7 protein-coding genes and 1 tRNA gene are annotated in these 5,240 nt (G+C 32.5%); 4 read left to right on the forward strand and 4 right to left on the reverse strand.

All coding sequences use genetic code 11. The features are described from left to right. Positions 1 to 65: 65 nt before the first annotated feature. Complete coding sequence (locus tag B3R94_RS01475; RefSeq protein ID WP_260509600.1) at positions 66 to 563, reverse strand: GNAT family N-acetyltransferase; 498 nt, start codon at positions 561 to 563, stop codon at positions 66 to 68. A gap of 32 nt (positions 564 to 595) precedes the next feature. After that, positions 596 to 1,057 (reverse strand): DinB family protein, encoded by a 462-nt coding sequence (locus B3R94_RS01480; protein WP_038336414.1) that lies wholly within the window; start codon positions 1,055 to 1,057, stop codon positions 596 to 598. A gap of 134 nt (positions 1,058 to 1,191) precedes the next feature. Here B3R94_RS01480 and B3R94_RS01485 point away from each other — a divergent pair, with 134 nt between their 5' ends. The 3 genes from B3R94_RS01485 to B3R94_RS01495 all read left to right on the forward strand — a co-directional run bounded on the left by B3R94_RS01485 (position 1,192) and on the right by B3R94_RS01495 (position 3,477). Then, on the forward strand, positions 1,192 to 2,292 hold the full coding sequence (locus B3R94_RS01485; protein ID WP_114998705.1) for an Mrp/NBP35 family ATP-binding protein: 1,101 nt from the start codon (positions 1,192 to 1,194) through the stop codon (positions 2,290 to 2,292). Between the two features lie 14 nt (positions 2,293 to 2,306). Beyond that, the gene (locus B3R94_RS01490) at positions 2,307 to 2,597 is read left to right on the forward strand and encodes a NifU family protein (protein ID WP_114998704.1); all 291 of its coding nucleotides are present in this window, start codon (positions 2,307 to 2,309) and stop codon (positions 2,595 to 2,597) included. Between the two features lie 109 nt (positions 2,598 to 2,706). Next, positions 2,707 to 3,477 carry a DUF3108 domain-containing protein gene (locus B3R94_RS01495; protein ID WP_291075916.1) on the forward strand — a complete coding sequence of 257 codons (771 nt, stop codon included), beginning with the start codon at positions 2,707 to 2,709 and terminating at the stop codon, positions 3,475 to 3,477. 40 nt (positions 3,478 to 3,517) lie between these two features. Here the strand turns inward: B3R94_RS01495 and aat are convergent, their stop codons facing one another. Then, the gene (gene aat, locus B3R94_RS01500; RefSeq protein WP_291098138.1) at positions 3,518 to 4,150 is read right to left on the reverse strand and encodes a leucyl/phenylalanyl-tRNA--protein transferase; all 633 of its coding nucleotides are present in this window, start codon (positions 4,148 to 4,150) and stop codon (positions 3,518 to 3,520) included. 84 nt (positions 4,151 to 4,234) lie between these two features. Continuing rightward, complete coding sequence (locus tag B3R94_RS01505) at positions 4,235 to 4,606, reverse strand: DUF3127 domain-containing protein (protein WP_038336420.1); 372 nt, start codon at positions 4,604 to 4,606, stop codon at positions 4,235 to 4,237. Positions 4,607 to 4,723: 117 nt separating this feature from the next. Here B3R94_RS01505 and B3R94_RS01510 point away from each other — a divergent pair. Further along, positions 4,724 to 4,805: transfer RNA gene (locus B3R94_RS01510), tRNA-Leu, on the forward strand. Positions 4,806 to 5,240: the final 435 nt, after the last annotated feature.

A 5,240-nucleotide genomic window follows, 5' to 3' on the forward strand; every position in this document is an offset into this window, starting at 1 on the left:
CGCTATTTCAGGACGGGACATAATAAACAAAAAAAACCCTCACTTCAAATGAAGTGAGGGTTTTTTTATGCGATTCGTTTTCCTAAAATAGTTAAACTTCTTTCTATTCCGTCTAAAATTGCAATATTGGGATAATTTCCCCATTCTTCGAAACCAAAATGTTTGAATAATTTCAAGCTCGGTTCATTATGCGAAAAAATAAAACCTAAAATCGTTTTGATTCCAAATTCTGCTGCTTTCGTAATGCTATATTCCAACACTTGTTTTCCTAAACCTTTTCCACGTTGCATAGCATCTAAATAAATGCTAATTTCTACAGTTGCATCATAAGCTGGTCTTCCATAAAAAGATTGAAAACTTACCCAACCTACAATGTCTTTCAATTCATTTTCTACAACCCAAAGTGGTCTTTTTTCAGGTGAATGTTCTTCGAACCATTTTGCTTTACTTTCAACTGAAACTGGTTCTGTATCGGCAGTTACTAATCGCGAAGCTATTGTAGAATTATAAATTTCTGTTATTTTTTCTAAATCGCTTCGTTTAGCATCTCTGTATGTTAACATCTAAATTTTTAAATTTTATTCTCTTTTTGATTTTAAAAAGGAATATTCTTTTTCATCGCCATCATATAGCCCAAATGCATTGCTTCGTGAATATTGTTGTACAAAATTGCATCTTCAATCGATTCTAACGTCATACCAAAACTTGTTTTATATGATCGATAATACGATAGTTTTTCCGAACGATAATCCTTGAACATCTGCATTGGTGTACTTTCCAACATTTCCTTCAATTCTGTCACATCTTCTTCCGTTACTTCCGTATTTCCGATTGTTCCTTTTTTATACTTCTGAATAAACTGAATATCGACCAACATCCTATTATCGGTTAAATAATAATGGATCAATTGCTGTGTTGCCAAAACATGAGCAGCATTCCAAAACAAATTGTTTTTATAGCCAACAGGTATATAAAGTAGTTGTTTCAGAGAGTGTTGTTCAAGCTCATCAATAATCTGTTTTCTTATATTCGTCAGATAAATAATATGCTCTTCCATAGTCAGATTTAAAGTTTAAATATACATCAAATTAAGTCTATTTATCAAATTATAAAGCAAAACAATTAAAATCACGTTTTTAGATTATTTAAAGTCTTTGATTCTTCGTAATTTTGTCTCATTAAATTTAAAAGATGGCTTACACAAGAGATCAAATATATCAAGTATTAGAAGAATTGGGTATTCGCAATTGGATGCGTAACGCTCAAGTGATGGGAAATGATATTATTTTGGATATTGTTTCTCCTTCGCCTGCAATGCACGAACGCAAGCGTTTGGAAATTGCGTTGAAAAATGCATTTAAAGAAAATTTACCTGAGTCAAATCTTAAACTTAACATTTCTGTTGAAGTTGAAGAAAAAAATCCGAACGAAATCAAAGGTTCAGAATTGCCAGGTGTTAAAAATATTATCGCTGTAGCATCAGGAAAAGGTGGTGTTGGTAAATCTACTGTTTCATCAAACTTAGCAATTAGTTTAGCAAACATGGGATTCAAAGTTGGTTTATTAGATGCTGATATCTACGGACCTTCTATGCCAATTATGTTCGATTGTCAAGATGCTCGTCCATATTCTGTAGAAGTTAATGGAAAAACGAAAATAAAACCAGTAGAAGCTTACGGAATCAAGTTATTATCAATTGGTTTCTTTGCTGATACAGATCAAGCAATTGTTTGGAGAGGACCGATGGCTGCAAAAGCATTAAATCAAATGATTCGTGATGCACATTGGGGAGAATTAGATTTCTTATTAATCGATTTACCTCCAGGAACAGGTGATATTCATTTATCTATCGTTCAACAAGTTCCAATTACAGGAGCAGTTGTGGTTTCTACACCTCAAAATATTGCATTAGCAGATGCGAAAAAAGGAGTTGGAATGTTCCAAATGGAAGCGATTAATGTTCCAGTTTTAGGAATTGTAGAAAATATGGCGTATTTTACACCAGAAGAATTACCTAACAACAAATATTATATCTTTGGACAAAATGGTGCAAAGAACTTAGCAGAACAAATTGGTGTTCCTTTCTTAGGCGAAATTCCAATTGTACAATCTATTCGCGAAGCTGCTGACGTTGGTCGTCCAGCTGCAATGCAAGAAGATACTGTTGTAGCTAATGTTTACAAAGAAATTGCACGTAACGCAGTACAAAGTTTAGTAGAACGTAACAATACTTTGCCTCCAACAGAAGCTGTTCGTATTACAACGATGGCAGGTTGTTCGGCAAAAAATTAAAAAAGTAAAAGATCATGACTCCAGAAGAAAAATATTCAGAAGTTGAAAAGGCCTTAACTGAAATTAGACCATTCTTAAATTCAGATGGAGGCGATATCGAATTAGTATCTGTAGAAGATAATATTGTAAAAGTTCGCCTTACAGGTGCATGTATAGCATGTTCTGTCAACCAAATGACCTTAAAGTCAGGTGTTGAAATGACCATCAAAAAATATGTTCCAGAAATTGTTTCGGTTATCAATGTTTCAGATTTTGAAACTTCAACTGAAGCAGATCAAATATCTTCCTTAAAAGAAGAAAATTAGAATATCATTAGATTCTCATAAATTAAAACGCCTTTATATCAATTTATAAAGGCGTTTTATTATTTTTGGCAAACAATTTGAATCTTAACCTCAAAACCAAAAATTCAAAATGAAAAAATATATTTTATTTTTTACTTTTATTGTCCTTTCATTTGCATTGCCTTTAAATGCTCAAAACAACTACAAAGTTGGCGAAAATCTAAAATTTAGAGTTCATTATTCTGGATTGAATGCAGGCTTCGCATCAATTGATGTAAAAGAAGCTACATTGAACGGAAAAAGTCATTTTCATATCGTAGGAAAAGGAACTTCTACTGGTGCGGTACGTGCTTTTTTTAAGGTAGATGATAATTACGAATCATATATTGACAAAACAGATTTGAAACCAACAAAATTTGTTCGAAATATTGTAGAAGGAAGTTACAAACGTCATCAAATCTATTATTTTGATCATGCCAATAGAAAAGCAAAAGTTGAAAATAAACGAGATGGAAAAGTCACAACAGAAACAATTCCGTACGATGCGCAAGATTTACTTTCTGCTTTTTACAGTTTACGTAATACCAATCATGCCACTCTTAAAACAGGAGATTATTTGAACGAAAATATTTTTCTTGGTGACGAAACGCTAAAATTTCGATTGAAAGTTTTGGGACGTGAAACCTTAAAAACAAAATTCGGAAAAATTGCGGCAATCAAAATTCGTCCATACGTACAATCTGGTCGTGTTTTCAAAGAATCAGAATCGGTTACGATGTGGATTTCTGACGATGATAACTTAGTTCCGCTAAAAATAAAGGCTGGATTATTAGTTGGGTCGTTAAATGCAGATCTTAACGAGTATAGCAATCTAAAATATCCTATTACTTTTACGAAGTAAATTGAAAAAGCGAAGTTCGAAATCCGAATTTCGCTTTTTTTTATTTCTCCAAATATTCCAAAAAAACATCACTCGGAATTTCCATTGCGCCCAAACTCGCTAAATGTTCGGTATAAACCTGACAATCGATCAATTTATATTTCTTGTGATATTTTGCAACAAACTGTATAAAACCAGCTTTGGAAGCATTGCTCACTTTCGCAAACATACTTTCTCCACAAAAAACATCGCCTATATCAATTCCATAAAAACCACCAACCAATTCGTCGTTTTGCCAAACTTCGATACTTTTAGCAATTCCCATTTCATGTAACGTACAATATGCTTCGATCATATCATTCGTAATCCATGTTCCGTCCTGATCTTTTCTATACGCTTGCGAACAATTTGTAATCACTTCTCGAAACGCTTTATTTTCTGAATACGTAAATATTTGATCTCGAAAAACTTTCTTCATCGATTTCGAAACATGTAAATTTTCTGGAAATAAAACAAATCGATCTTGTGGAAACCACCAAATAATTGGATCTTCTTCATTAAACCAAGGAAAAATTCCTTTCTGATAAGCCAAAATTAGGCGTTCTGGCGAAAGATCTCCTCCAACAGCTATAATTCCCTCGCTGTTCACTTCATCGTAATCAGGAAAGATTAAATCAGAACTTAACCAATACATATCATTTTGTGTATAATTTATATAAAATTAAAAAAACGTGTCCAATAAAGAACACGTTTAGTATTAATTGATGTTTTGTTTTCCTTAGAATGGTAAATCATCATCATCTCCGTTAGAAAAAGTATCTACTGGAGGCGCTGGTGCAAAATTATCGTAACCTTGAGGTGCTTGTGCAGCTGCATTTGCCATATTTTCAATTCTCCACGCTTGGATTGTATTGAAATATCTTGCTACACCTTCTGGGTTCACCCACTCGCGACCACGAATGTTGATAGAAACTTTCACTTCATCACCAGGTTTGTAAGCATTCAACACATCAGTCTTATCTTGTGTAAGCTCAATTAAAATATCTTGTGGATATTGTTCTTGCGTTGTAACAACGAATTCTCTTTTCTTGAAACTTGCAGTAATATTTTGAGTTTCAAATACTTTTTTAATTCTTCCTGTAATTTCCATTTTTGTAAAAGCTTTGTACAAATTTAGAATGTAAAAAAAGATTAAAAAAATTTTATTTCGAAATTTTGTTAGAAAGAAAACTTGTGTATATTTGCAATCCAAATCGGTGAGATTTTAGCGGGCGTGGTGGAATTGGTAGACACGCTAGACTTAGGATCTAGTGCCGCAAGGTGTGGGAGTTCGAGTCTCCCCGCCCGTACAACAAAAAAGACTTTGAAAATATTTTTCAAAGTCTTTTTTTATGATTTATTGTTTTCTAACGATTTATAATATTTTTCATAAATTTAGGTCATTATTTGGTTATAAGTTGGTTTGGTATGTATTCGAAAAGAAAAAGAAATTTGAAATCTGGAGGGAGAACTATCCCCATTTTTGAATTTATAGTGGTTGTTATTATCATCATTATTTTGATTTACTTCGCAGTTTTCTGAGGAAATTATTCTTCATTTTTTTAAACATTAATTTATAATTATTTAGAAGAAAAATAGAATCAAATCAAAGAATCTGTTAAGCAAAAATTTGGAGATTAGTTTGATGATGATGCTGAAGATAATGCGAAAAATTATCAGCCACAACCTTAATTGATATAGAAAATGGTTAGAATTTAGATTCTAAGGATCAGTATCAAAAGTTG

Origin of the sequence: Empedobacter sp. UBA7611 (assembly GCF_002484365.1) — a bacterium.
In the GTDB taxonomy this organism is placed as follows: Bacteria; Bacteroidota; Bacteroidia; order Flavobacteriales; family Weeksellaceae; genus Empedobacter; species Empedobacter falsenii_B.